19 protein-coding genes and 1 pseudogene are annotated in these 25,978 nt (G+C 40.0%); 3 read left to right on the top strand and 17 right to left on the bottom strand.

The genetic code is table 11. From position 1 onward, the window contains the following. Window positions 1–110 precede the first annotated feature (110 nt). On the top strand, window positions 111–1,625 hold the full coding sequence (locus K348_RS0104045; protein WP_197027630.1) for a TlpA disulfide reductase family protein: 1,515 nt from the start codon (window positions 111–113) through the stop codon (window positions 1,623–1,625). 38 nt (window positions 1,626–1,663) lie between these two features. On the opposite strand, the gene K348_RS0104040 is transcribed toward K348_RS0104045, so the two are convergent. The 14 genes and pseudogenes from K348_RS0104040 to K348_RS0103970 all read right to left on the bottom strand — a co-directional run bounded on the left by K348_RS0104040 (window position 1,664) and on the right by K348_RS0103970 (window position 19,548). Continuing rightward, a complete protein-coding gene (locus tag K348_RS0104040) occupies window positions 1,664–2,443 on the bottom strand; it encodes a radical SAM protein (RefSeq protein ID WP_029903183.1) in 780 nt (259 codons plus the stop codon). A gap of 641 nt (window positions 2,444–3,084) precedes the next feature. Then, window positions 3,085–3,504 (bottom strand): annotated as a pseudogene (locus K348_RS19285) (YqaA family protein); the annotation flags it as partial. Next, on the bottom strand, window positions 3,505–3,714 hold the full coding sequence (locus K348_RS0104025) for a hypothetical protein (RefSeq protein ID WP_029903179.1): 210 nt from the start codon (window positions 3,712–3,714) through the stop codon (window positions 3,505–3,507). Between the two features lie 4 nt (window positions 3,715–3,718). After that, window positions 3,719–5,308, bottom strand: a complete 1,590-nt coding sequence (locus K348_RS0104020) for a hypothetical protein (RefSeq protein ID WP_156032770.1) — start codon at window positions 5,306–5,308, stop codon at window positions 3,719–3,721. Between the two features lie 79 nt (window positions 5,309–5,387). Continuing rightward, on the bottom strand, window positions 5,388–7,073 hold the full coding sequence (locus K348_RS0104015; protein WP_029903175.1) for a hypothetical protein: 1,686 nt from the start codon (window positions 7,071–7,073) through the stop codon (window positions 5,388–5,390). Next, window positions 7,066–8,757: a hypothetical protein gene (locus K348_RS0104010; RefSeq protein WP_029903172.1), complete on the bottom strand. Its 1,692-nt coding sequence runs from the start codon at window positions 8,755–8,757 to the stop codon at window positions 7,066–7,068. Before K348_RS0104010 ends, K348_RS0104015 begins: the two co-directional genes overlap by 8 nt. After that, on the bottom strand, window positions 8,758–10,446 hold the full coding sequence (locus K348_RS0104005) for a 6-pyruvoyl-tetrahydropterin synthase-related protein (protein WP_029903170.1): 1,689 nt from the start codon (window positions 10,444–10,446) through the stop codon (window positions 8,758–8,760). Continuing rightward, window positions 10,433–12,142 (bottom strand): hypothetical protein, encoded by a 1,710-nt coding sequence (locus K348_RS0104000; protein ID WP_029903168.1) that lies wholly within the window; start codon window positions 12,140–12,142, stop codon window positions 10,433–10,435. Before K348_RS0104000 ends, K348_RS0104005 begins: the two co-directional genes overlap by 14 nt. A gap of 87 nt (window positions 12,143–12,229) precedes the next feature. Then, window positions 12,230–12,946 (bottom strand): hypothetical protein, encoded by a 717-nt coding sequence (locus tag K348_RS0103995; RefSeq protein ID WP_029903166.1) that lies wholly within the window; start codon window positions 12,944–12,946, stop codon window positions 12,230–12,232. A gap of 4 nt (window positions 12,947–12,950) precedes the next feature. After that, window positions 12,951–13,595, bottom strand: a complete 645-nt coding sequence (locus K348_RS19370; protein WP_156032768.1) for a hypothetical protein — start codon at window positions 13,593–13,595, stop codon at window positions 12,951–12,953. Window positions 13,596–13,601: 6 nt separating this feature from the next. Continuing rightward, a complete protein-coding gene (locus K348_RS0103985; RefSeq protein WP_029903162.1) occupies window positions 13,602–14,297 on the bottom strand; it encodes a hypothetical protein in 696 nt (231 codons plus the stop codon). Window positions 14,298–14,326: 29 nt separating this feature from the next. Next, window positions 14,327–17,128, bottom strand: coding sequence for a DNA polymerase I (gene polA, locus K348_RS0103980; protein ID WP_029903160.1), 2,802 nt, complete (start codon window positions 17,126–17,128; stop codon window positions 14,327–14,329). A gap of 202 nt (window positions 17,129–17,330) precedes the next feature. Further along, the gene (locus K348_RS0103975; RefSeq protein ID WP_156032765.1) at window positions 17,331–18,368 is read right to left on the bottom strand and encodes a hypothetical protein; all 1,038 of its coding nucleotides are present in this window, start codon (window positions 18,366–18,368) and stop codon (window positions 17,331–17,333) included. Window positions 18,369–18,498: 130 nt separating this feature from the next. Further along, window positions 18,499–19,548 carry a TlpA disulfide reductase family protein gene (locus K348_RS0103970; RefSeq protein ID WP_081852508.1) on the bottom strand — a complete coding sequence of 350 codons (1,050 nt, stop codon included), beginning with the start codon at window positions 19,546–19,548 and terminating at the stop codon, window positions 18,499–18,501. A gap of 431 nt (window positions 19,549–19,979) precedes the next feature. Here K348_RS0103970 and K348_RS0103965 point away from each other — a divergent pair, with 431 nt between their 5' ends. Then, a complete protein-coding gene (locus tag K348_RS0103965) occupies window positions 19,980–20,951 on the top strand; it encodes a polyprenyl synthetase family protein (RefSeq protein ID WP_029903154.1) in 972 nt (323 codons plus the stop codon). Between the two features lie 6 nt (window positions 20,952–20,957). On the opposite strand, the gene K348_RS0103960 is transcribed toward K348_RS0103965, so the two are convergent. The 3 genes from K348_RS0103960 to rsfS all read right to left on the bottom strand — a co-directional run bounded on the left by K348_RS0103960 (window position 20,958) and on the right by rsfS (window position 24,392). Next, window positions 20,958–21,785: a phosphatidate cytidylyltransferase gene (locus K348_RS0103960; protein WP_029903152.1), complete on the bottom strand. Its 828-nt coding sequence runs from the start codon at window positions 21,783–21,785 to the stop codon at window positions 20,958–20,960. A gap of 130 nt (window positions 21,786–21,915) precedes the next feature. After that, window positions 21,916–23,952, bottom strand: a complete 2,037-nt coding sequence (gene ftsH, locus K348_RS0103955; RefSeq protein ID WP_029903149.1) for an ATP-dependent zinc metalloprotease FtsH — start codon at window positions 23,950–23,952, stop codon at window positions 21,916–21,918. Between the two features lie 80 nt (window positions 23,953–24,032). After that, complete coding sequence (gene rsfS / locus K348_RS0103950; RefSeq protein WP_029903147.1) at window positions 24,033–24,392, bottom strand: ribosome silencing factor; 360 nt, start codon at window positions 24,390–24,392, stop codon at window positions 24,033–24,035. A gap of 264 nt (window positions 24,393–24,656) precedes the next feature. On the opposite strand from rsfS, the gene miaA reads away from it, so the two are divergent. Next, entirely contained in the window at window positions 24,657–25,577 is a 921-nt protein-coding gene (gene miaA, locus K348_RS0103945) for a tRNA (adenosine(37)-N6)-dimethylallyltransferase MiaA (RefSeq protein WP_029903145.1), read from the top strand. Window positions 25,578–25,978: the final 401 nt, after the last annotated feature.

Below are 25,978 nucleotides of genomic sequence, written 5' to 3'. Positions count from 1 at the left end.
TCGTTATTTTTTAATTTGTGGCCTAAAGATAGGCAACTTTATGCCTATAAATCAAAAATTTAATTACTTTTGGGAAATGCTCATTTAATTACCTTAAAATAATGCCTCTTATGAGAAACTTCACTATTGTTGTTTTATTTCTCTGTTCATCCATGCTTTTTTCACAAACGCCTGCGGATACAGAAAATCCTTTCAAAGTTCACTATGGTAAAGGCCATGTAGTTATAAAAGGTAAAGCGCTGAACAAGCCCGAAAAAATGAATTACTGGGAAATGGCCATTACAGATTACATCACAAACAAAGGACACAGGGTAAATGTAGCCGATGACGGCAGCTTTATGGAATCATTTCCTATACAGGATATTCAGGACATTTACCTCTATCTGGGCGATGCCATTACAATATTTTCTTATCCGGGAGATACTATCGAAGTAACTTTCGATGCTAATAACCCAAAAGAATCGGTAGTACTAAAGGGTAAAAATGCAGAAAGACAAAAAGAACTGGATTTGTCGATGCTCATTTTCAGGCAACACCGCAAGGCTTTTCTTGAAACTAGTGGTCTGGGTTATGACCGGACTATCTCAGATGACGAGATGCTGAAAAAAATTAATGATTACTATGACGCTTTAATAAATACTGTAGATTCGTATGAAAAGGAGAACGGCAGCCTTAAGCTAATTAAAAAATTTAGGGATGAGGCTTACTACAAGGCTGCAAGCACTATTTGCTATAGGATGAAATTGATATCGGAAGTACACTGTAATTATCCGATAGGTTATAATGAAAAAACGGAAGATGACGGCAATGTAAAAAAAACACCGATTCTGCCGTATAGCGAACTGAACTACGACATGTTCAGAAGCAGCAGCGATTACCGGAACTTTATCTCCTCTTATATGAACGGGTCTAAAGTAAGATTCTCCTATACTGCCAGTTCCGATGAAGAGGAAAAATTTGAAGACTTTACACCTGCAAAAGACGGCTACTATTTTGCTATGGCCTCTCTTAAGGTTCCGGCTATACGCGACTGGTATATTGCCGATCTGCTTAACTCTGCATTCACCTATTTCAGTTTTGACGAGGCTTGTTTTGTATATGATGAATTCAAAAAGATATGCCGGAATAAGGATTATCTGGATATTGTTGAAGAACGTTATCAGGCTGCCGCCAAATTACAGCCGGGTAAGCCTGCCCCTGACTTCGAACTGATAGATACAGAGGGGAAAACGGTGCGGCTGGCTGACTTGAGAGGCAAAGTCGTATATATGGATTTTTGGGCGCCATGGTGCGGCCCGTGTATCCATGAGTTCAAAAACTTTAAGGATAAGTTCCATGAAAAATATAAAGACTATGATATCACATATGTTTATGTATGCGTAGACGGAAGTGACGAGCAATGGAGAAAACTGATAAACGACTATAAACTGGAAGGTGTAAACCTTATGGCGGAAGGCTGGGAAAAGAATCCGGTATGCAAAGCCTATAATGTGCAGGGTATTCCTCAGTATGTACTCATAGATAAGGAAGGAAAGATAGTGGACGCGAAATGCGAAAGGCCGTCGGCGATATTAAGGAGCGGCGAGCATTCCAAATTCGATAAGTTTATCAGGGAACAGAAATAATACAAACAGAAACGGCTTCAATAACTGAAGCCGTTTTTTTATCCTGCTATATTTACTTTTATTCCGAGCTCCTCTACTCTCTTGCCTATCTCCCTGAGTTTTTCAACAGAAACTTTTTCAAGATTCTTTTCCGGCGTTTCACGGTCGATAGTATATATCATTACCTCTTTCGGGCGCGTTTCCTTTACAGCTTCGAGCCATGCCGATATTTCTTCTTCGGTCGTATTATCCACTATCCTGCCGTTGTGGCTGCCTTTTACGAACATGGTCTGCATAATGAAATCGCCATTGAAAAGTTTGAAAAGCTCTAGTTGCTTGTCGATGCTATAACCCGGTGAATTCGGACGATCGATTAGCTTCACGGTATCCAGAATGGCAGAATCCAGTTTCAATATATTATTATCTACTTTCTTCAATGCATCGAATACCTTTTGCTTACCTAAATGCATCGCATTGGACAATACACTGATCTTAGCCGCAGGGAAATAAATATCACGCAATGCAATTGTATCGTCTATTATTTCAGCAAACTGCGGATGCATCGTCGGTTCACCATTTCCGGCAAAGGTAATGACATCAATATTTGTACCCTCCTGTTGCAGCTGTATCAGCTTATCTTCTAAAGCTGCACGTACATTGTCGCGGTCGGGTAATTTTGTCTTCGTTCTGAAATCCTTATTATAACCACATTCACAATAAATACAGTCGAACGAGCAAAGTTTACCGTCATAAGGCAGAAGGTTAATTCCTAATGATGCACCCAGACGACGGCTATGAAGCGGCCCGAAAACTATTTCGTGAAATAATATAGTCGACATAATTATATATTTTCCTTTTCTTTTATCGTTGTATAAATCCTACCTTTCCACCACAAAGGGTTTTTCGGATCGGTGGGATCATCGAATGTATAATCGAATTCGGCTTTTAGAATACCTTTCTCAAAAAGCGGCTTATCTATCTTTATAGATCCGCTTTTATATTTAAAATGTTGTACACCTGACATACTGACACTATTCAACTCAATCTGCGGAATGCACATATCACCTATTATGGATAATTGCAAGCTGGAATGAGTGGCCACGCCACATCTTGTCTTACATTTTATTGTATCATTATCCGCCTCATATGCATCTGCAAAATCCGTTCCAATCCATTCATAACTTTTTGCTTCGCTACTAATGGTATGATGATAATGAGTTGTATCTACCAACTGATAATAGCGGGTAATGGAATCATCTATAATTTTCCCGCTTTCATCGCGCATTTTATCAAGTTCGGGTTCACAGAATCCGTCACATACGAGTTGCCCGTATTCATTTTTAAAGATATTTTCGGGATAACTCCATTCTTCGGTAAAAGAGAAATCACCTTGCAACTCTTTTTTCCACTCGATATCAGAACTTTGTTTATCTTTATCCGGCACAGAATGCGGTGATAAGAATATCCAACCTACACCGTACATTATCAATACATAACGCAACAGTTTTCCCGCAAACATCGCAATATTTACGATATATACATTCGCCCGCATAAAACCGAGCGCCAATGCTATAATATCTCCCACTATAGGCATAAAACTGAAAAAGGCCATAATCGCCCCCTTCCCTTCCAGCCATTTCTGCATCTTATCAATCTTGCCTCTGTCGACTTTCAGGTATTTTTCTATCCATTCTACTTTACCAAGGCGTCCGAGAAAATAGTTGGTCATGCCGCCCAGCCAGTTGCCTACCGAAGCCACAATGACGCAGCCCCATGCATTCAGACCCATTGCCAGCAGTCCGGCAAAGACAAACTCAGAACCGAAAGGAAGAATAGTCGCCGCAAGAAATGACGCAATAAAAAGGCCTATATAGCCATATTCGACAAAGCCGTCAAGCATTTACATATTCATCTTATAATATATAAAAAAGGCCAGTAGCGGCGCCATGATAGCAAGACCTATCCCTGCTTTCTTAACCCACGATTCGGCTTTTACGCTATCTTCGTCATACTTAGCCTTGCGCATAAATGTCCGCGGACTGAGTATCATGACAATACCGAAAATAAGCATGAAAACAGGATAAATAAAATCCCAGTTAGAATAAAGCATACCGTTATGTTTTAGATGTTCTCTTTCTTTGAATAATGATATAAATACACAACGCAAATATAGCGAGAATGGAAATACAGTAACTCACTTTTTGAATAATTGTACCCTTATAATATACTTTCACATCTTCGGATTTATCGACCGGAATCTGCACCAACCCGTTTTTACTCTGCCTTACAGGCAATGTTTCGTTATCTATTTCTGCCGTATATCCTTTGTAATAGAAAAGCGGAAGTTCCAACGAATCGGCATCTTGCGTATTTACGTTGATATTTAAAACACTTTTCTCCCTTTGTTGGTTCTCTGCTTTCGCTTTTCCGTCTATGCTGACAATCGTATCTCCTCTGAATAGTATATGATAAGCGGATTCTATCCTGTCGGGTACATATTCGGCACCGTTGAGGTAAAAAAAGTTACTGGGGTTGGGTTCTTTATTGGTTTGCCCGATATGGACATGCAGCAATCTGAAATTCTGGTTGTGCATATATATGACTGTTCCCGTACAGATAATAACAAATGCCGCAACAATAAGCCTTGTTTTCTGCTTTGTTACGATTTTAGAAAGATAATAGCCCCCGCCGACGGCAAAAAAGAAAGTCACCAGCAAATAGAGCCGCCCCGGATATTGGATAAAAGATAATAAGGTGAACGGGAAACGCCCCCATGGAAATAACTTTGAGGAAGCAAAAATGTAGAATATTCCGATTAAAAGGCCGATATCCACGCTTTTCAGAGCAGCAGACTTATCTTTTACAAAGATTCTGAGCAGGATAACCGATGTCAGCTGAATACCGATTCCGACAATTGAAATATCTTTCGGATAATAAAATCCGCTGATTAATCCCCAAAATACATAATCGAGTGGTATTTTAGCATTGGCAGGCAATGTCCAGTCATTTGTTTCATATCGGTAATGGTTCGCCTGCATCTGTTCCAATAACGGAAAAATAAAGGCTGCCGTAATAAGCAGGGTAACCACTCCGGCAAGTAGGAGGTAATAAATCCTCTTTGGCTCTTTAATCATTGATTTACAGTAGAAAATCAGGATGATAACAACCGAAATAAATGTAAGTACTGTGGATATGACATGTGAAAATATCAACAGGCTGAATCCGGCAGCGATAATATACCATTTTCTGTAATCGCCTTTAATTATATAGTACAAGCCGAGAAAAACAATCGGGATAAATGTAAAAGCAAAGACTTCACCCAATGCACCGCGATTGTAAATATCATAAAAACGGTAGACCGAAAAAGTATATAAGATCCCTGCGAGAAAGGCAGCATATGAACTTTTATAGATTTTATCAACTGCAATATACATAAACACGCCGCAAAGAACAGTCATCGTAAACAGCATCACTTCGTAGGCTTCGTATGAACCGATAAGGGTACCTAAAGCAGCAAAGGGCAGAAATATCACATCCGAATAGAACACGCGGCTGAGGTAACCATATTTCAAAGCGGCAGCATAATCGATATAAAACGGGAAAGTGCCTTCCTGCATGGCAGTTATCATGGCTTCGAACCGTTTCAGATGAAAATAGTAGTCGTAACCGGGATGATTGTATGCAGGGCCGAAAACCAATATCATATAAACGGCCAGAAGAACCAACACCGCAAAAAATATCCGGAAGTGATATCTTTTATTTTCTGTTATCCTATTTATCAGATTATCCGGCATGCGATTTCCTCCTTCTTCTTTCCGATACAAAGATATATATAATCACACCGATAGCAGTAATGATAGACAGATACCAGCTATATTGCTGCACGGTTGTCCATGAATAATAAGCACGGATTTGCCCCGATTTACCGACTGAAACTTCTATCAGACCGTTAGCGCTTTCCGATACGGCCAGTTCTTCATCATTCAGATAGGCCTTGTAGCCTTTGTAATATATGAGTGGAAGTTCGATTTTATCGGTTGTCTCGGTCATTACATTTACTTTAGTAGTGCCTTTCTTACGGGAAAAATTAGAAAGCCGCGTATCGGCATTACCGGTTCCGATACTGTCTCCTCTTTCGTGAATATAATTATGCGAAGGTACTTTTACGGGAAGATATTCGAGCCCGCCAAGATAGTATTCGTTATCCACAGAAGCAACTCCCGTAAACCAGTGTGGAGCCTCGCTTTTTGCTAGCGTCTGCCAGTATTTGTAATTATTGTTATTGACAACAAAAACTACACATGTGAAAGCAATTATAAACGCTCCCGCAATATATTGCTGCTTCCTTGTTTTCAGCAGAAGCGAAAGATAATAAGCGCCGCTGACAGCCATAAAGAAGATAATAAACTCATACAGCCGCCACGGGAATTGTATAAATCCCAACGGCAACCGCCCCCACGGAAAAACAGCCGATGCAATAATAAGCAGGATTACTCCGGTAAAAAGGCAGAAATCTGCTATTTTCAACGCTGCGGTTTTTTCTTTTATAAACAAGCGCAGGATAACGAAAATGATAAGCAAAGGACCTATGCCTGCCATATTTTCCGTCTTCGGATACATAATACCGCTGAGTGCACCCCAGCCGAGGTCTGCAAGTCCGAGTTTGGTTTGTCCGGTTATATTTTCTTTGATACTATAGTAGAAAGTATTGCTATCCATTTGTTCGAGTAGTGTAAATATATAGCTGCCTGTAAGCGGTATAGTCACAATGGCGGCAAGGAGAAGAAAAGCAATGCGTTTCGGCTCCTTCATCAACGGTTTATAACTGAGAATGAAGACCAGCGCCAATGAAACAAAGGCAAGAAACGAAGATAACAGGTGAGTGTAAATCAGCAGGCTATACCCGATTGTCAGCAGATACCATTTACGGTAATCTCCTTTGATAATATGATAAGCCCCTAAAAAGATAACCGGCAGGAAAGTAAACGAAAGCGATTCGCCGAGCGCCGCCCTGTTGTACCAGTCGAAAAGATGATAGGCCGAAAACGTATACAGTATGGCAGAGACAGAAGCTACAAACGTATTCATGAAAACCGTATTGACCGCCTTATACATAAACAATCCGCAGAGGAATGTCATCGTAAATATCATCACGTTATATGCCGCAACCGTGCCGATAATAATGCCCGGTACGGCAAAAGGCAGAATAACGAGGTCGGGGTAAAATCCTTTGGTGAAATAGCCGTAGCCTTCCAGTGCGGAATAATCTATATAAATGGGATAATTTCCCGATTTCAACGCGTGAATAAGCACATCGAACCGCCGTATATTAAAAAAATAGTCGTGCCCTGCATAGGTCGATACCGGCCCGAGCCAGCACACCATAAACAGCGATAAGGCGAATAATATAAACAGGAAGATAAGGTAATCCCGTTTATTATTCCTCTCTATTCCGGCTACACTATTCATTCTCTCTCAATCCGGTTTTACTCTTTCTTTTAAACAGAAATATATAGACACACAGGGCAACAATGCTGATTAATGTAACAATCCAACTTGCTTTCTGTGTAAATGTTCCTCCGTAATATACTTTTACTTCGCCCGGCTTATCAGCATAAATCTGTACCAGTCCGTCGTCACTTTCGGAAACTGATAAGTCGGTTCCATCGAGTTTTGCGGTATATCCCTTATAGTAGATAAGCGGCAGTTCGAGTTCTGCATCTGCCGTTTGTTCTATCTTAAAAGTCAGTGTTCCTTTATCCCTTTGGAAGTTGCTGATGTTTACTTCTCCTTTATTACTTTTTATCGAATCCCCTCTTTCCACGAGATATCCTACCGAAGGTACTTTTACAGGAAGATACTCGAGGCCTATCAGATGATAGAGGTTCTCAAGGCTGGCCTCCCGTTCTATTCCGGCCGTAATCCTCACATCGTGATATAATTTAGCATCGTTGGCCAATACCAATAAGGTACAGATGACAAGAAATCCTCCGGCAACAAACTTGCGCAGGCTCGATTTTAGCAACAAAGCCAGATAATATCCTCCGGCAACGGCAAAGAAATAAGATGAAAACTCATACAGTCGCCAAGGTATTTGAATAATTCCCAGCTTATTGAATGGAAAAATCGTCCATGGGAACCAGTAAGAAGATGCACAGACATATATCAATCCAATAATTACGCCTATATCTACACTCCTCAACCGCGGTGATTTACCATAAACAAACAATCTCAAAAATATTCCGCAGGTAAGCAGCAGTCCTATCGCCGGAGCGAATGTTCGCATAGGATAAATAATACCCATAAACATACCGGGAATGATAACCGATGCAGCCAGAGTGTTTTCCGTTACCGAAGTCAGAGGATTGATCTCATAATAGAACGAGTTGGATGCCAGCTGTTCCATCATCGGAAATATGGCATAGCTGACTATAGGGATTGTTATGATTCCGGAGATAACCAAATATAGTATCCGTTTAGGCTCATTCAGGATCGATTTATAATAAACCAATACGAGTATTATAATCGTAATAAACATTAGTAATGATGATAGCGCATGATTGAAAATCAATAAGCTGAAAGCAATGGTAAGTATATACCATTTTTTATAATTGCCTTTTATTATCTCATAAATGCCCAGTATGGCCAAAGGTACGAAGGTAAAGGAAACGGCTTCACCCAATGCTCCCCGGTGAAAAAGGTCGAGCAGACGGTAGAGCGCAAAAGTGTATAATATAGCTGAAACCGATGCTGCATATGTACTTTTATACATACGGTTAACAGCAATATAAGTAAATACACCGCAGAGAACCGTCATAGTAAATATCATAAAATGATAGGCAAAGTCCAGATTGGTAATTTTGCCTATTATGGCAAACGGTATGAGTACGAAGTCGGGATAGAATCCTTTAGTAAAGTAGCCGTAACCCTCTATCGCCGTGTAATCCATATAAATAAGAAACGGGCTTTCCCCGATACTATCCATTAATGCTTGTAATCTTCTGAAATGAAAATAAGAATCGTGACCCGGAATGAAAGGCAGATAAAGGTAAGTCATCGCCAATGAAAGAAGGATCAGCACAAAAAAGAATATCCAGAAATGGCTTTTCCTGTTGAAGGCTATTCTATCTGTTATTATTCTTAAGAGATTCATTTATATGTTTGTGTTAATCTTTCTTTGTTGTCTTCTTTGCAAAAATATATAAATACAAAATGCAAAAATAGCGGCAAGGGTTATAAAATAGCTTACTTTCTGTATAGAAGTTCCTCCGTAGTATACTTCTATATGCCCCGATTCATCGGCAGTTATTTGGACGAGGCCGTTATCGCTTTCATCAACAATCAGTGATTTATCATTTAGTTTAGCTGTGTATCCTTTGTAATAGATTAATGGTAATTCGACTGATTGGCTTCTATTTATGAATATGTCGAAAGATAACTTTCTATTCTCGCGAACCTGATTACTTGCTGTTCCGGATGCCGTAACCGTTATATTATCTCCACGCTGGTGTAAATATTCAAGGGAAGGAACTTTCGACGGAAGATATTCCATTCCGCCCAAATGATAATCGTTAGTGAAAGTTGCAATTTGTGTTACCGGACGGCCACAGCGGTATTTCCTGTACGATTGGGCATCGCTCACCAACACAAAAATTTGCATAACAGATATTATAAAAATTATAGTGAGACGACGCCCTCTCGTTTTCAGTATCAGGGATAAATAATATCCTCCGGCAACGGCAAAAAAGAAACTCGAGAATTCGAATAATCTCCATGCCATTTGTATAAAATTCAGTTTATTGAACGGGAAAACCGACCAAGGGAACAACGGAGATGACGCAAAGATAAAAAACAAACCGATAACAACAGCTATATCTACACTTTTTAACCCTTCCGACCGCTCATATACAAACAGCCTCAGCGCAACTACTCCGGTAAGCATAAAGCCGACTCCCGGAATAAAAGCTTGTCCGGGTTCCACAATACCCGAAAACATGCCCCAGATAAGCCAGTGAAAATCAAGGGCTGAATCTTGCGTCTTTGCCATCAGGTTTCTGCTTTCATAATAGAAAGTACCTGACGACATTTGTTCCAACATCGGGAATATATAATAAGCGGTTATTATTAGTGTGGCAATTCCTGCTACAAGAAGATAGAGCAAGCGCTTAGGCTCTTTTTTCAAAGGCTTATAATAGATTATAAGGAATATTACCAATGTAAGGAACATCAGTACCGATGATATCAGGTGGGTAAAAATCATAAGGCTGAATCCAACCGCCAAAATATACCATTTTCTATAATCGCCTTTTATTATGTGATACAACCCGAGAAAGACAAGGGGAATAAATGTAAAAGTCAATGTTTCGCCCAATGCCGCCCTGTGATAAAGATCGAGAAGCCGGTATACACAGAATGTATACAGTAATGCCGCTATTGCCGCAGCAAAGGATTTCCTGTATATTATATTCACCGTGATATATGTAAACACCCCGCACAAAACGGTCATGGTAAATATCATAAACTGATAGGCAAAACTGATGCTGGTGAGATTACCGATGAAAGCAAAAGGTATCAGGACAAAATCGGGATAAAAAGCTTTTGTAAAATAGCCGTAGCCGTCGATAGCATTATAATCGAGATAAATCAGTAACGGGCTTTCCTTCATCCCGTCCATTAATGCCTGCAGGCGCCTGTAGTGAAAAAAGAAATCCTGCCCCGGGCATAAAGGCTGATAGAGGTGAACCATTATAAAAGAAAGGAATAGCAACACAATAAAGAAAAGCCAAAAATGACTCCGCTTATTCGAAGCTATCTTATCGAGAATGGTATTAAGGCTGTTCATTCTTTTTTCTCCTGATTGATAAAGTTACATACAGGCACAAAGATAATATACTTATTACAGATATATACAGGCTTGCCTTCTGAACTGTTGTACCGGCATACCATGCTTTTATTTCACCCGACTTATCAGCAACTACATTCACAAGACCCATATCATTCTGGTTTACAGGTAGTTTTTCACCATCCATAACAGCCGAGTACCCATAATAATACACAAGTGGCAGGGCTAGTGTATCCGGTTTATCCAGCGAAACATTGAATACAGTGGCGTTATAGTCACGCCTTAAATCCGAGATACGGGTATCTTCATTTTTACTTTCTACTTTTTCTCCCCGGGTATGTACATAATATATATCCACCAGTTTAGACGGCAAATATTCTCTGCCTATGAGATTGTAACCGTTTTCGTAAGTCGGAAGGACGGCCTGTAGCCTTTCTTCTTCCGGCAAATTTACCGATGAATCCAGTGATTTATAGTTTTCACTATGGATATACACAGTAGCCATTGTAGCCAAAACGACTATTATTGCCATACAAATGCGTTGCCTATTGCTGACAAACAATAACGAAATATAATAAGCACCCGCCACGGCGAAGAAAAATGTTACGAATTCATACAAACGCCACGGATACTGAATGAAAGACAATAAATTGAAAGGAAATTTTCCCCACGGAAAAATATGGGAAGTAGCTATAATAAAACAGATTCCGATAATGACAACTATATCGACACTCTTCAATTTCTGATTATCCTTTCCTTTGATAAAGAAACGGAAAAACAATAATAAAGTGAGGATAATACCAATCCCTGTCCAAAGCAGATTTTCGGGATATGCAATACCACTGACAAATCCCCATAGGATATAATCGAGTCCAACTTTTCCATAGCCAGCCCCTCCCCCGGGGCTATGCGTATCGAGATAAAAAGAATTGGATGAAAGTTGTTCCAGCATCGGGAATGTGTAGTAAGCCGTCAACAAAATAGTTACTAATCCCGCAAGAACAAGATATAGCAGGCGTTTAGGCTCTTTTACCAATGAACGGTTATAAACAATCATCAGTATCAACAGGGTGACAAACATTAACACCGATGCAATAACATGCGTATATATCAGTAGGCTGTAGCCTATTGCAAGCACATACCACTTTTTGTAATCACCTTTAATAATATAATACGCTCCCAGAAAAACAAGAGGAAGAAAGGTAAAAGAGAGTGCTTCGCCCAATGCTCCCCGTTGATAAATGTCATAAAGACGGTAAACGGCAAAGGTATAAAGTACAGCACTCAGTGAAGCTGCATATCTGCTTTTATAAATCACATTCACCGTATGATACATAAATACGCCGCACAAAACGGTCATCGTAAATATCATCAGGTCGTAGGCAAAGTAGACACTTGTGAAAATACCGACCGCAGCGAAAGGTACCATAATAATATCGGAATAGAAGCCTTTAGTGAAGTAACCGTATCCGTCCACATTTGCAAAATCGACATAGAAAGAGGGATATACTCCATGCTGCAAAGCATCTATAAGGGTGAAAAGACGCCTATAATGAAAATTGAAATCGAAGCCCGAATAAGACGATGACGAACCGAAACAGAACATCATAAACAATGCAAGAAAAACCAAAACTCCTAAAAATATGAGGTATTGGTTTTTCTTAATTTGTTGTATCTTATTCTGAAAGTGTTCCATCTGTCAGCTATGCATGCATGGAACAAAGATAATCAGAAAGATTTATTCAGGCCTTGTATACAAGCAAATTATAGCTAAAGGAAAGATTTACCGCATAGTTTTTTCCTGACGAAGCTCTTCTATCAGTTTATTCTGCGATTCATTTTCTTTCTTCAACTCAATGACATATAAGGTTAACTCTTCTATCTTCTGCAAAAGCTTTGCCTGCATCTGACCTAGATCAATACCATTTTCTTTTACTTCTTTTTCTGATGGGATATCAGGCAGATGTTGTTTTTCTTTAATATGTTTCTCTACTTCTGAAAGGCTGGGGAGATTATAGTCTTTGGCGAAGACAAAATCCGACCAATCAGGAATTTGAATTTTAACTTCTTTAGCACGAATAAGATCATTGCATCTTATCTCACCGTTAACATCGAGAGCAGATGTCGGATAAGACACGCCTATACCTACTCTGCCGTTATCTAATGCCGAAACCACAAAAGCCTCCCGCCAATAATAAGGATATGTTGTTCCTACGACCAGCCTGTCTCCATTAGAATAATCACCAATATTTATACGAAGATCTGTCAAATCGGTTCCTCTTACAAACTTTGCCAGCCATAGCTGATCTGTATTACTAGCCGTTCCCCTCAAATGTATACGATTACCTAATCCGGTCTGTTCCACATGCGCCCCTACGTAAATATCACTACGACTTAATATGGTGCCCGTAACTTTCAGATTTGCATCTATAACTTGTTCCTGCGCTGCAATATTTAATGCAATAAAAAAAGAAAACACGTATATTATACTCTTTTTCATATTATCATTTTTCATTTAGTTGTTCTTTCAGTTCTTTTATTTGCTTATCCTGCTCTATAACATACAGAGTCAATTCTTCAATCTTCTGTAATAGCTTTGCCTGCATCTCGCCCAGATCGATGCCGTTTTCTTTTACTTCTTTTTCAGACGGTATATCGGGCAGATGTTGCTTTTCTTTGATATGTTTTTCCACTTCTGATAATGTCGGAAGTTTATAATCTTTATCGAAAACAAAATCGGACCATCCTGTTGCTTCTATTAGTACCTTTTTAGAGCGGATGGTACCATTAACATCTAGCAAATTAGTGGGATTGGTTGTCCCAATGCCTATCTTTCCGGTTTTATCGATATGCATTCTTACTTTAAGGTCAGGACCGGAATCAGAGGTTGTAAGAAATTGTAGATAGTTTCCCCAACTCCCTCCTCTGAAAGCTCTGATCCCCGAGGTACCGGCTGAAGCGTATTGAAATAAAATATCTCTTTTACTCTCTTCCATTTTAGGATGATTAGGGCCTCTTAATACAATCTTAGTATCCGAATCAGTGCTATTTGTCCCAACATATAAACTTCCTTTAATATCTTGATCCTGTGCAAACATGGATAATAATCCTCTCACAAAAAATATAATTAAAACAATATTTTTTTTCATAATGTATTATTTATCAGAGAGTGTGTTCTCTAAATCTTTGATTTTCTTATCCTGTTCAATGACATATAAGGTTAACTCTTCTATCTTCTGAAGAAGTTTTGCCTGCATCTCTCCTAAATCTATACCGTTCTCTTTTACTTCTTTTTCTGATGGGATATCGGGCAGATGTTGTTTTTCCTTAATATGCTTTTCTACTTCTGAAAGGCTGGGGAGGTTATAGTCTTTGTCAAAAACGAAATCCGCCCACTCAGCAGGAAGCTGAATCTTTACCTCTTTAGCGCGAATAAGGCCCGTTACATCTATATTTGTAGATTTTATTCTCCCGTTAACATCCAATTCGCAAGTAGGATCTGAAACCTTAATTCCTACAAATCCATTTGCCCTTAAAACTATTCCTTCTTTCCAAAGACCATCAAGATAATATTTGTAACCTATAGCAAACTTTTCCGTTGAATCGTCACCTAATACCAGCCTCAACTCTGAATGATCCTTCCTGATATTAACCCGAGAAAAATATAACGCATCTCCATTCTCAATACCAAAATGCAACTTCTTACCCCATTCTCCAAAAGGTGTAGGAACCTGCTCCGACCTTATTGTTATATCTCCCACAAATATTTGATTGCCATTAATCACCTGATCCTGTGCAGACAATAAGCCTGTCAGGAACAGTGTCCCTACAAGTAAAAATATTTTTTTCATAGTAATAATTTAATTAATTATATATTTGTCTAGTGTGCCTCCAGCCAGTTCTTACCTTTTCCGCAATCGGCGCGCAAAGGTACAGCTAATTTATATGCATTCTCCATTTCTTCTATTACTATTTCGCGAACTTTCTCAAGTTCATTTTCCAGCACATTGAAATTCAATTCATCATGTACCTGAAGAATCATTTTCGATCTGATATTCTCCCGGTCGAAGCGGTCAAAAATGCGATTCATCGCTACTTTGATAATATCGGCAGCACTCCCCTGTATCGGTGCGTTAATCGCATTTCGTTCGGCATAACCCCGCACGGTTGTATTCCGAGAATTAATATCCGGCAGGTAGCGTTTACGCCCGAAAACAGTCTCCACATAATTGTTGGTACGTGCTACGGCAATACTCTGATCCATATATTCTTTTACTTTCGGATAAGTGGCAAAATAGCCGTCGATAAGTTCCTTCGCTTCTCCACGCGGAATAGTCAGACGCTCAGCCAGCCCGAAGACAGAAATTCCGTAAATAATGCCGAAGTTGGCAGTCTTTGCCTTGCGGCGCATATCGCCTGTAACCTCATTTATAGGCAGTTTATATATTTTGGCAGCAGTAGCCGCATGGATGTCTTCCCCGCTGTTGAAGGCCTCGATCATTGTAGGATCCTGACTCAGATGCGCCATAATACGGAGTTCGATCTGCGAATAGTCGGCCGAGAAGAAAACACATCCTTCATCGGCAATAAATGCCTTGCGGATCTCCTTACCCTGTGCATCGCGGATAGGTATATTTTGCAGATTGGGGTTGCTCGAACTGAGGCGCCCCGTAGCCGTTACCGTCTGATTATAAGATGTATGCAATTTATCGTCGAGCGGGCTTAAAAGCAATGGCAATGCATCGATATATGTGCTTAATAGCTTCTTTAAACCGCGGTATTCCAGTATCTTACCTACAATCGGATGCGTATCTCTGATGCTTTCCAGTGTTTCTTCACTGGTAACATATTGCCCTGTTTTTGTCTTCTTGGGTTTCTCTACTATCTTTAGTTTGTCGAAGAGGATTTCGCCGACCTGTTTAGCCGAGTTCACATTAAATTCCTGTCCGGCAGCAGTATAAATTTCCGATTCTATATCCTGTAAATTCTTTGTAAGCGTTTTGGAATATTCGCCCAATGCTGCTTTATCGAGGCTAACTCCCGTATATTCCATATCGGCAAGTACATAGATCAGCGGCAATTCTATTTCGTAAAGCAACTTGCTCAAATCCTGCTTTTCGATAGCTTTTTCCAATATAGCTTTCAGTTTCAGGGTTATGTCGGCATCTTCACAGGCATAATCTTTTATCTGCGCGGGAGTAAGGCTACGCATATTCAGTTGGTTCTTACCTCTTGCCCCTATAAGTTCATCGATATGGATAGTCCTGTACTTAAGATATGTTTCGGCCATATAATCCATATTATGCCGAAGCTCAGGATTGATAAGGTAATGGGCGATCATTGTATCGAAAAGCTTTCCACGCACATTTATACCGTACTTTTTCAGAACAATAATATCGTACTTGATATTCTGCCCTACCTTCTCAATTGCTTCATTCTCGAAGAACGGACGGAATTGTTCCACAATAGCTTTCGTACTTTCAAAATCTTCGGGTACAGGCACATAATAGGCTTCCCCTTCTTCAAATGCAAAAGATATACCGACCAGTTCGCTCACATTCGGGTCGAGGCCAGTAGTCTCCGTATCGAAGCAGCAGGACTTTTGCTCTGCAAGTTTTTTTGCCAGCTGCGCTATTTCATCTTCTTTATCCACAAGGTGATAGTTATGCGGAATATCTTTCAATTGCACCAAACCCGAATAATTAACATCCCCGTCAATTTCCTGCGTACTTGCTGCAGGTAAAAGTTCGGCAAACAAGTCTCCCTGTATAGCCTCGTGAGTAGTTGTTATTCTTACCGGATTCGCAGGAGTACCGTCTTTTTTCAATACACGGTTGATCAGTGTCCTGAATTCCAATTCTTCGAAGAGGGCAGATAATTTCTCGGCATTTATTTCCTGCCGTTTATATTCTTCTTTTTTAAACTGAATAGGTACATCTGTCTTTATTGTCGCCAGAAATTTAGAAAATATGATCTGCTCCTTATTTTCCTCCAAACGTATTTTTAAAGTACCTTTCAGATCGGATGTATGTTCAAGCAGGTTTTCAATAGTGCCGTATTCCTGAAGTAATTTTTGTGCCGTTTTAGGCCCTACACCGGGACATCCCGGAATATTATCGGAGGCATCACCCATCAGCCCGAGCAAATCTATCATCTGGCAAGGTGAAGACAATTCGTACTTCTCCATAATAGCCTTTGAATCGAGTACATCGAATCCCGTACCTGCAAACTTCGGCTTATACATAAAGATATGATCGCTGGTAAGCTGACCGTAATCCTTATCGGGGGTCATCATATAGACATCGAAGTTTTCTTTTTCGGCCTGTTTGGCTATTGTCCCTATCACATCATCTGCTTCGTAGCGGGATACTTCCAGCTCTTTTATATTGTAAGCATCAATGATTTGCTTTATGAGTGGAACGGCAGCCTTTATATCTTCCGGTGTTTCCAACCGTTGTGCTTTGTAGTGCTCGTAGGCTTCATGTCGAAATGTGCCTCCGGGAGGGTCGAAAGCCACGGCTATATGGGTGGGATTCTCTTTGCGGAGAAGTTCCTCAAGTGTATTTACAAATCCGAAAACAGCAGATGTATTCTGACCTTTTGAATTGACTCTGGGGCTTTTGATGAACGCATAATATGAACGGTATATCAATGCGTAGGCGTCTAAAAGAAATAATTTCATCGGGGTAAATTAAAAATATCTGCCAAGTTAAGGAAAAAGCAGGGAACTACAAAGGAGAAAAAGACAGTGAGACTTCACTGATTGCTTTCGAACTTATAAACACAGAGTAAAATGAGTAAAAAGAGATTATAATAAATTAAAATTCTTTATCTTCAAAAAGCAACTCTTTATACTCATTTTACTCTGTGGTATAAAGTCTAAATTATTTTTCTTTCTTAATTGCCTCTCCCCATATAAAGGCACCGTTCAGCTGGTCGATAAATATTTCTATATTCTCTTTTTTCCCGCCTATAGGAATTCCCAATCCTACTCCACCCGATGCATTCCGACCGCCGACACCAACACCGACGCCCAATGAAAAACCGCTTCCGGCAACCTTCTGTGTAATGACAAACCGCCAGTCATCATCTTGTTTATAAGCTTTGTGGAAATCGTTGTCGAAGCCGATATAAGGAACTCCGTCTACGACAATTGCATATGCTTCTTTCGCCTTAAGAGTTTTAGTTTTTCCCGGCTTCTTTTCATCCGGTATCTTCACATCCTTTATATCGTCTCCGTCCTGTTTTCCGATAGTAATGCCGGAAGCAATATCGGGATTGAGCGACATCAGCGACCTGTATGTTTTATACACACCGTCGGGTATCAGATCTTGTGTGTAGAAAGGTATGCTGTTCTTTTCGTAAAAGTCGATATCCATTACTTCGTCCATGGTCAAAGCCTTTTCATCTTCCTGAGTAAGTGCAACCATATTATCGGTGATAAAAGAAGTAATCATATCGCTTGCTGCCTGTCTGATTTCTTTCTTCTCAGTAGTCAATACAGTATCGATTGTATTCAGGAAATAATAGCTGTTATTTTCGTCCTTTTCGTAAAGAGACATGCGCAGGCTACAGATAGCCTTATCATCCTTGCCTTTCTTACCGAAATCGAAAAAGAGAGCCCTCATCTGCACTGCCATTGTTTTTGCATCATCTGCGGAAGAAGCGACAGACTTTATCAGCGATTCCAATTGCGATTCAAGCGAAGCGGATAATGTCACCTCCTGTATTCCGTTCCATGCATTCACATATACAATACCCAGACTGTAAGAATCGGGGCGGGATTCGATATACTGCAAAGCATTATACTTGCTGTTCTCCACTTTCGATTCGGGAATAACGATATTGAAATCACTTTTCTTCTGTGCATACAGTTGCAGCGAAAGAAGTACCGGCAACACCGCAAATAATACTCTTTTCATAACATTCATTATTTCACATAAAAATACAGAATAAAAAAACAAAAGCAACAAAACGATACAGAATTAATCTTAAATCCTTAGCTTGTAGATAATTCTGCATTTTACTGTGAAATAATTAAAGTTATTCCGGTCACTCGAATATCTCAGCCAGCAAATATTCTATACTTATGACATCCGTTTGTCCGCGAAACAGGATAGTTCCGTCGGGAGCAATAAGCAGAATAACAGGGATACTGTCTATACCATAGTCCTTAATCACCGGATTTTTATGCCATTCTTTCAGATTAGATACCTGAATCCAATTCATATTTCTTTCGGTGTAAATCTTTTGCCATATTCTCGGGTCTGTATCCATGGACACACCGAATATTTCGAGGCCCTTGTCCTTGTAGATATCATATATACTTTTCAGTTTTGGAACTTTCTGCATGCATGACCAACACCATGTAGCCCAAAATTCCAGTATCACATACTTTCCCTCTGCCAGATAGTCGGTCAGAGAGTGCAGTTTACCGTCTGCATCGGGTAAAGTGATGTCGACGCATTTCTCACCTTCTTTCAAGGCCATTTGTGTTCTGATATTTTGAGTCAAGACACGCAGTCTTTCATCCGATTTCATTTCGGGTGCAAATCCGGCAATAAGGCCAAGAACTTCTTGAGACTCCAACATTGCGACATTTTCATGCAGAAGAAGGGCGCCTACAATATTATCGTTATTCTCCTTTATTACGCGTTTCAATTCCTCAGAACGGTCTTGGCCCGCCTTGTCGTAGGCATCCCAGTCTTCTGCACGGGCATGTTGCGACAGCCGTTCGTCGATTACACCATACAATACTCTGAGATCGTGCTTAAGCTTGTTGTAATTGTCGGTCATGGACGACCCGGTCAAGACGATTCCGGTTTCGGGGTGTGTCTCAATATTGATATTATCGTTCGTCAATATGAAGCGTGCAATAGTGCGTCCCGGGGTCGCGAGCGTCGCCAATAACGGTGTTACTGTATGCCCCTCAATCGCAAATGCTCCGTTATGCACAGCCACTGTCTGCACAGGTTCCTGTTCTACAAGGAGCGTTATCGAGTCCTGAAGGTTTTCTATTGTTCCTGTTATTTTATACGCTTGCTGTGCAAATCCGGATGTACACATAGTTGCTAAGGCTATGATCTGAAATAGTTTTTTCATGGCATTTATTTTTTAGTTTTTACTTGAGTTTCTGTTCCCAGTCGGGGTTGCGGGCAAAGAAACTTCTGCTCAATCCGAGGATCCTGCCCCGGTTGCGCTTTCAGTTTTTGTGTAAAGATTTGCTGTTTTTATCTTTCTCAGTATCATACAAATATAAAATAAAAAATATAAGTAGCAAAATTAAACTTATCTCATAAAACCTTGTTAAATAAAAGTATATACACAGTCAAAAAGCCGTTTATAAATGATAAATCCGGTTTAATAATATGTCAGTTTTTTACGAACATCTAATTTTAACGCACAGATGTAAAATTTATCTACTGTAAATGCGTTTTTTTATTGAATATTTCATTATATGTGTGCAAAGTTCTGAATATTATAAGGCTAAACACCGAATTATTTCTAAATTTGTAGTTCAACTAAATCATTATATGGATAAGAAGCTTCTCATAGCTAAACCTGTAGCGGAAGAATTAAAAAAGTTCAATAGTTTATATAAAGAATCCGTTTTTTGCAATAATACCCGGATTCAGGAAATTATAGATTATATCATGAAATCGGATGGTAAGAAAATCCGCCCGATTTTATTGTTACTTGCGGCAAAAGCATGCGGTGAAATCAACGAAATCACTTATCATACAGCCATAACTGTAGAGTTGCTTCATACCGCTTCCCTTATACACGACGATGTGGTGGACGAGTCTAAAATACGTAGGGGCAAAGCATCGCTGAATGCTATTTATGATAATAAGATGGCTGTATTAACGGGAGATTATTTTCTGTCAACTGCTCTGATAAAAAGCGTACTAACCGGAAATATAGAGATAATCTCCAATATATCCGACTTAGGGCGTAATCTGGCGGAAGGCGAACTAAACCAGTTGTCGCTTGTCAAAGAGCTGATTATAGACGAAGATGAATATTTCGAAGTAATAAAGAAAAAGACAGCTTCGCTCATGTCGGTTTGCATGCGCACAGGGGCTATGTCTGTGAATGCTTCGGCCGAAGATGTTGCCAAATTTACACGACTGGGCGAAATACTCGGTATCTGCTTCCAGCTGAGAGACGATATATTCGATTATTTCACGAATGCTATCGGTAAACCTACAGGAAATGATATCCGCGAGGGCAAGATTACCCTGCCGCTGCTGTATGCATTGAGAACAGCGCCGGAAAGTGAGAAAAAGGAACTGTTATCTATTATCTTTTCATACAACTATACCGAAGAAAATATTCACAGCCTGATTACCTATGCCAAAGAGCATGGCGGAATAGACTATGCTTACCAAAAAATAGAAGAGCATAAAAATATGGCAGAAGAAATAATCCAAACGATTGCTGATGCAGAAGTGCGCGAGGCACTAGAAGCCGCCGTGGATTATATCGTAGAAAGGGCTTATTAAATTGGCTTAGAGATTAACAAATAGGAGGTATACAAATACAGCCGGGATAGCCAGTATTGTACTATCGAAACGGTCGAGAATACCACCATGCCCCGGAATCATATTACCGGAATCTTTCACTCCCAATGTACGTTTGATAAGTGATTCGAACAGGTCTCCCCATGTTCCGAATATTACGACAACAACTGCAAATCCCATCCATCCTAATGTAGAAAGATTCGGGAAAAAGTGTGCAAATATAAGCGATGCCCCGATTGCTACCGCAGCCCCGCCGAAAAAGCCTTCCCATGATTTTTTAGGAGAAATGCGTTCAAAAAGGCGATGCTTCCCGAATGCCATGCCCGTGAGATATGCAAATGTATCGTTTACCCAAATAATTACCAGAAGCGCTAGGATATATACCCAATGATAGCTTCCCGGCTCGTAGGCAAATACAAGATAATTTGTCAGAGCCAGTGGCCCTGCAATATAAACTTGTCCAAGCAGCGAATAAGCCAAAGATTGTATCGGATTCTGACGTTTGAGATACAGTTCACTGAGAAACAGTACGATCAGATAAATAATATAAGGAGTAAAGGCTACAACCGAGGGAGTAAGGGTGCAGTAATAAAAACCACCCAGAAAAAGAAAAAAACCGCCCAATACATTCCACGAACGGATAACCGGGACTTTAGCGTCTTTTTCGATAAGCCCGTAAAATTCATATAAACACAATACTGTCAGAAGTGAAAATACGATGACGAATGAATATTCGTTTATTAGCATTCCTCCGAGTATAACCCCGACAAACACGGCTCCGGCAAGAATACGGACAACAATATTAGGTAATTTCAAGGCAGTCTATTTTTATTATATGCGACAAAAATAGTAAAAATAAAACATACCCCTCTGTGAAAAGAAAATAAAAAAGGTATAGTCCGGTGAAAACTATACCTTTATCATATATTATATCAGAATATGGAATTTATTCCCCCGATTGGTCTGTACCGCCTAATAAGCCGGGAGCGTCCTCTTTCTTTATGGTTTCTATTTCAACATCTTTTGGTAATTCTTCCGTTTCTTTCAAAATCTCTTCCGAGCGTGAAACCCATTGGCGTTCACCGAATACTTTCTTCAGGTCTTCGGCAAATATTACCTCTTCTGTTACCAGCAGGTTAGCCAGCTTTTCATGACCTTCGGCATGTTTACGCAACAGGTCTTTTGCCCGTTCGTACTGCTCGCTTATCATTACCTGTACTTCTTTATCTATCAACAGAGCGGTTTCTTCACTATATGGTTTGGTAAAGCCGTAAGCCTCACCCGACGAATCGTAATAGCTTATATTCGGCAATTTATCACTCATACCGAGGAATGATATCATCGCGTAAGCCTGCTTTGTTACCCTCTCAAGGTCGTTTGCCGCACCGGAAGATATATGTCCTACAAATACTTCTTCGGCAGCACGTCCACCGAGTAATGCACACATTTCGTCCAGCATCTGCTCTTTGGTTGTGATCTGTCTTTCTTCCGGCAGATACCATGCAGCACCCAACGCCTTGCCGCGCGGCACGATGGTAACCTTCACCAACGGATTGGCATATTGCAGGAACCAGCTCAATGTAGCATGTCCGGCCTCATGTATGGCAATAGTCTTACGCTCATCGAGCGTAGTCACTTTATTTTTCTTTTCAAGACCACCGATTATACGGTCGACTGCATTGGTGAAATCATCTTTCTGAACCACCTTCTTGCCTTTACGGGCAGCAATAAGGGCAGCCTCGTTACATACATTGGCAATATCGGCCCCTGAAAATCCCGGTGTCTGACGGGCAAGGAATTCCACATCTACCGTATCGTCTATTTTTACAGGACGAAGATGTACTTTGAATATCTCTTTACGGTCGTTCACATCCGGCAGGTCAACAGTGATCTGGCGGTCGAAACGTCCGGCACGAAGCAATGCCTTATCCAGAATGTCGGCGCGGTTGGTTGCAGCAAGTATGATTATACCGCTGTTGGTACCGAAACCGTCCATTTCTGTAAGCAATTGGTTCAATGTATTTTCGCGCTCATCGTTCGAACCCATATTCACATTACGTCCGCGGGCACGCCCGATAGCATCGATTTCATCAATAAATATGATACACGGAGATTTTTCCTTTGCCTGTTTGAACAAGTCCCGAACGCGGGATGCTCCCACTCCGACAAACATTTCCACAAAGTCGGAACCCGACAATGAGAAAAACGGCACATTTGCTTCTCCGGCTACAGCCTTTGCCAGCAATGTCTTACCTGTTCCCGGAGGGCCTACAAGTAAAGCACCTTTTGGTATTTTACCCCCTATTTCGGTGTATCTCGACGGGTTTTTAAGAAACTCTACTATTTCTTCTATTTCTTCTTTGGCCTCCGACAATCCGGCTACATCTTTAAATGTAACACGCAGGTCGGAACCTTTGTCATATAATTGTGCTTTCGATTTACCTACACTGAATACTCCTCCGCCACCGCCGGAACCACCGCCCGACATACGGCGCATCATATAGATAAACAGACCGAATATCAATATGATAGGCAGAAAACTAACCAATACCTCCCATGCACTGGTAGTATTCGGATCGTAATTAACTTTGATATCGTAGTTCTTTTCGGATTTTATCTTATCATAAAAATCTGAAAATTTATCAGCAGAAGGGATTTTTACCAGTATCGACGGATTATCGCCGGCCTTATCGGCGTCACCTTTAAAAACACTACTCACAGCATCTTTACGTACAAAAGCTTTGAGTGTATTGTTTTTATTGTCTACTACTATCTGACTTATATTGTTATCCTCAACATAGATCTGAAATTCCGACCATGAGATTTCTTTTTGAATTCCGCTTGTGTTTTCGTTGAGTATATACATTCCTACAATAGCCGCAAACACGATCAGGTACACCCAATAGAGGTTGAAAGGCATCTTCGGCCCCTTCGTTCCCGGTATTTTAGGTTTGTTACTTTCTCCTTTGTTGTAATTATCCATATATTATATTGATACGTGATCTCTTATTTTATTTTTTCTTAGTTCGCGAAAATATAACAACCGATAAAGATAGATTGTTGTCAATCGATATCCGGTATAGATTCCAGTTTGGCATCGGCCCATAAATTTTCAATGTTGTAAAATTCGCGCAACTCAGGCAAGAAAACGTGTACAATAACTGTACCATAATCTATACCTACCCAACGAGCTTCACGCAAACCGTCTATAGTGATAGGACGCTCTTTCTTCTTTTTCTTCAGCTGGTCTACGATTTCATCTGAAATAGCACCGACTTGTGTAGGAGTATTACCTTCACAGATAACAAAATATTGGCAAATTGTTCCCGGTAGTTCTGTCATGTCTACTATTACAATATTCTTCGCTTTTTTATCCTGGCATGCAGCTACAACGCTGTTTGCTAAACTTTTTCCTTCTTTCATTCGTAATTTTAAAGTATATAAATCTATTAGAACCTACAAATATAAACCGATTTTCGGAACTATCAGCCTTTATGGCAGGAAGAGCAGGCAATTAATAAAAAAATAATTTAATAATTAACATTTAATATCTTTATTTTCTTCCATAAGACCACATTAAGACAAGGTTTTAATGATTATGAACAAAATTTACCCCTTTAAAATAAAATGTTAAATAATAAAAGTGTATTTCTTTGAGGAATATAAATTTCGGCTTAAATTTGTAGGATGAGTAGTTTCGACATCCTTACCATTTTAGGCCCTACCGCTTCAGGCAAAACAGAATTTGCGTGTCATCTGGCGTATGCGCTCGATGCGGAGATTATCAGCGGAGATTCGCGTCAGGTATACAAATCGATGGATATAGGTACAGGAAAAGACCTTGCAGACTATGTCGTAAACGGCAAAAACATTCCTTATCATCTGATAGACGTACGCGAAGCGGGTGAAAAATATAATATCTTCGAATACCAGCACGATTTTCACGAGGCTTATTCCGACATAAAAAACCGCAAGAAGCTTCCGATACTTTGCGGGGGGTCGGGACTATATATCGAATCGGTGTTGAGAGGCTATTCACTGGTAAATGTACCCGAAAATAAAGAATTAAGAAAAAAATATCAGGATTATACACTCGAAGAGTTAACCGCAATACTGGCCACATATAAAACACTGCATAATACGACAGATGTAGATACCGCCCAACGAGCCATTCGCGCCATCGAAATAGAAGAGTATAAAAAAGAGTATCCGCTGGAGCAAAATGAATTTCCACCCCTCAACAGTCTTGTTATCGGCGTGAATATCGACAGGGAGTTGCGCAGGCAAAAGATAACCAACCGCCTTAAATCGCGTCTGGATGAAGGAATGATAGAAGAAATCAAAAACATACTGGAAAAGGGAATACATCCTGACGACCTTATTTATTACGGGCTGGAATATAAATATGTCACGCTCTTTCTGCTGGATAAACTTTCGTATGAAGAGATGTTCTCGCAACTCGAAATTGCCATTCACCAGTTTGCCAAACGACAGATGACATGGTTCAGGGGAATGGAAAAAAGAGGTACAAAGATAGAATGGATAGATGCATCGCTGCCTATGCCCGAAAAAGTGGAGAAAGTAATAAAGCGGATAAATGGCGGATAAACAGAATAAATTTTAGTAATAGATTTTATTCGGTATTGGTAAAGTAACATGTATGCGAAAGGCTAAAATGTTAATATTTCTATAAAAGCTGTAAGAGGTGTTGAGTTGATTGAAAATAAATATGGACTTATTAACCCGAAACTAACTGACAGGAATGTATACACATAAAATATAAAAATGGCTGGTGATAATAAACATAACCGATTATCATTGTTTATTATCCTGCCATTCCCGCTCAAGCATACTTATTGTAATCCGTTTCGGTTAAATATTTGCTAATCAAGAACGATTTACATCGAGGTTGCATAAGAAGAAATTGCTTGTTATATTCGCGGACGGAAAAATTAAAGATGAGTTCCTGAGACAGTACTTTTTGTAAAGAATACTGCATTTGTTAAAAG

It is taken from the genome of Prevotella sp. 10(H) (assembly GCF_000711235.1).
Taxonomy (GTDB): domain Bacteria; phylum Bacteroidota; class Bacteroidia; order Bacteroidales; family Dysgonomonadaceae; genus Dysgonomonas.
This window is presented reverse-complemented; position numbering and strand designations above follow the sequence as displayed.

Bases quoted from the DNA above. Each gene is read 5' to 3' on its own strand.
- K348_RS0104045 (WP_197027630.1), top strand. From the start codon at position 111: ATGAGAAACTTCACTATTGTTGTTTTATTTCTCTGTTCATCCATGCTT.
- K348_RS0104040 (WP_029903183.1), bottom strand. From the start codon at position 2,443: ATGTCGACTATATTATTTCACGAAATAGTTTTCGGGCCGCTTCATAGC.
- K348_RS0104025 (WP_029903179.1), bottom strand. From the start codon at position 3,714: ATGCTTTATTCTAACTGGGATTTTATTTATCCTGTTTTCATGCTTATT.
- K348_RS0104020 (WP_156032770.1), bottom strand. From the start codon at position 5,308: ATGATATTGGTTTTCGGCCCTGCATACAATCATCCCGGTTACGACTAC.
- K348_RS0104015 (WP_029903175.1), bottom strand. From the start codon at position 7,073: ATGAATAGTGTAGCCGGAATAGAGAGGAATAATAAACGGGATTACCTT.
- K348_RS0104010 (WP_029903172.1), bottom strand. From the start codon at position 8,757: ATGAATCTCTTAAGAATAATAACAGATAGAATAGCCTTCAACAGGAAA.
- K348_RS0104005 (WP_029903170.1), bottom strand. From the start codon at position 10,446: ATGAACAGCCTTAATACCATTCTCGATAAGATAGCTTCGAATAAGCGG.
- K348_RS0104000 (WP_029903168.1), bottom strand. From the start codon at position 12,142: ATGGAACACTTTCAGAATAAGATACAACAAATTAAGAAAAACCAATAC.
- K348_RS0103995 (WP_029903166.1), bottom strand. From the start codon at position 12,946: ATGAAAAAGAGTATAATATACGTGTTTTCTTTTTTTATTGCATTAAAT.
- K348_RS19370 (WP_156032768.1), bottom strand. From the start codon at position 13,595: ATGAAAAAAAATATTGTTTTAATTATATTTTTTGTGAGAGGATTATTA.
- K348_RS0103985 (WP_029903162.1), bottom strand. From the start codon at position 14,297: ATGAAAAAAATATTTTTACTTGTAGGGACACTGTTCCTGACAGGCTTA.
- polA (WP_029903160.1), bottom strand. From the start codon at position 17,128: ATGAAATTATTTCTTTTAGACGCCTACGCATTGATATACCGTTCATAT.
- K348_RS0103975 (WP_156032765.1), bottom strand. From the start codon at position 18,368: ATGAAAAGAGTATTATTTGCGGTGTTGCCGGTACTTCTTTCGCTGCAA.
- K348_RS0103970 (WP_081852508.1), bottom strand. From the start codon at position 19,548: ATGAAAAAACTATTTCAGATCATAGCCTTAGCAACTATGTGTACATCC.
- K348_RS0103965 (WP_029903154.1), top strand. From the start codon at position 19,980: ATGGATAAGAAGCTTCTCATAGCTAAACCTGTAGCGGAAGAATTAAAA.
- ftsH (WP_029903149.1), bottom strand. From the start codon at position 23,952: ATGGATAATTACAACAAAGGAGAAAGTAACAAACCTAAAATACCGGGA.
- rsfS (WP_029903147.1), bottom strand. From the start codon at position 24,392: ATGAAAGAAGGAAAAAGTTTAGCAAACAGCGTTGTAGCTGCATGCCAG.
- miaA (WP_029903145.1), top strand. From the start codon at position 24,657: ATGAGTAGTTTCGACATCCTTACCATTTTAGGCCCTACCGCTTCAGGC.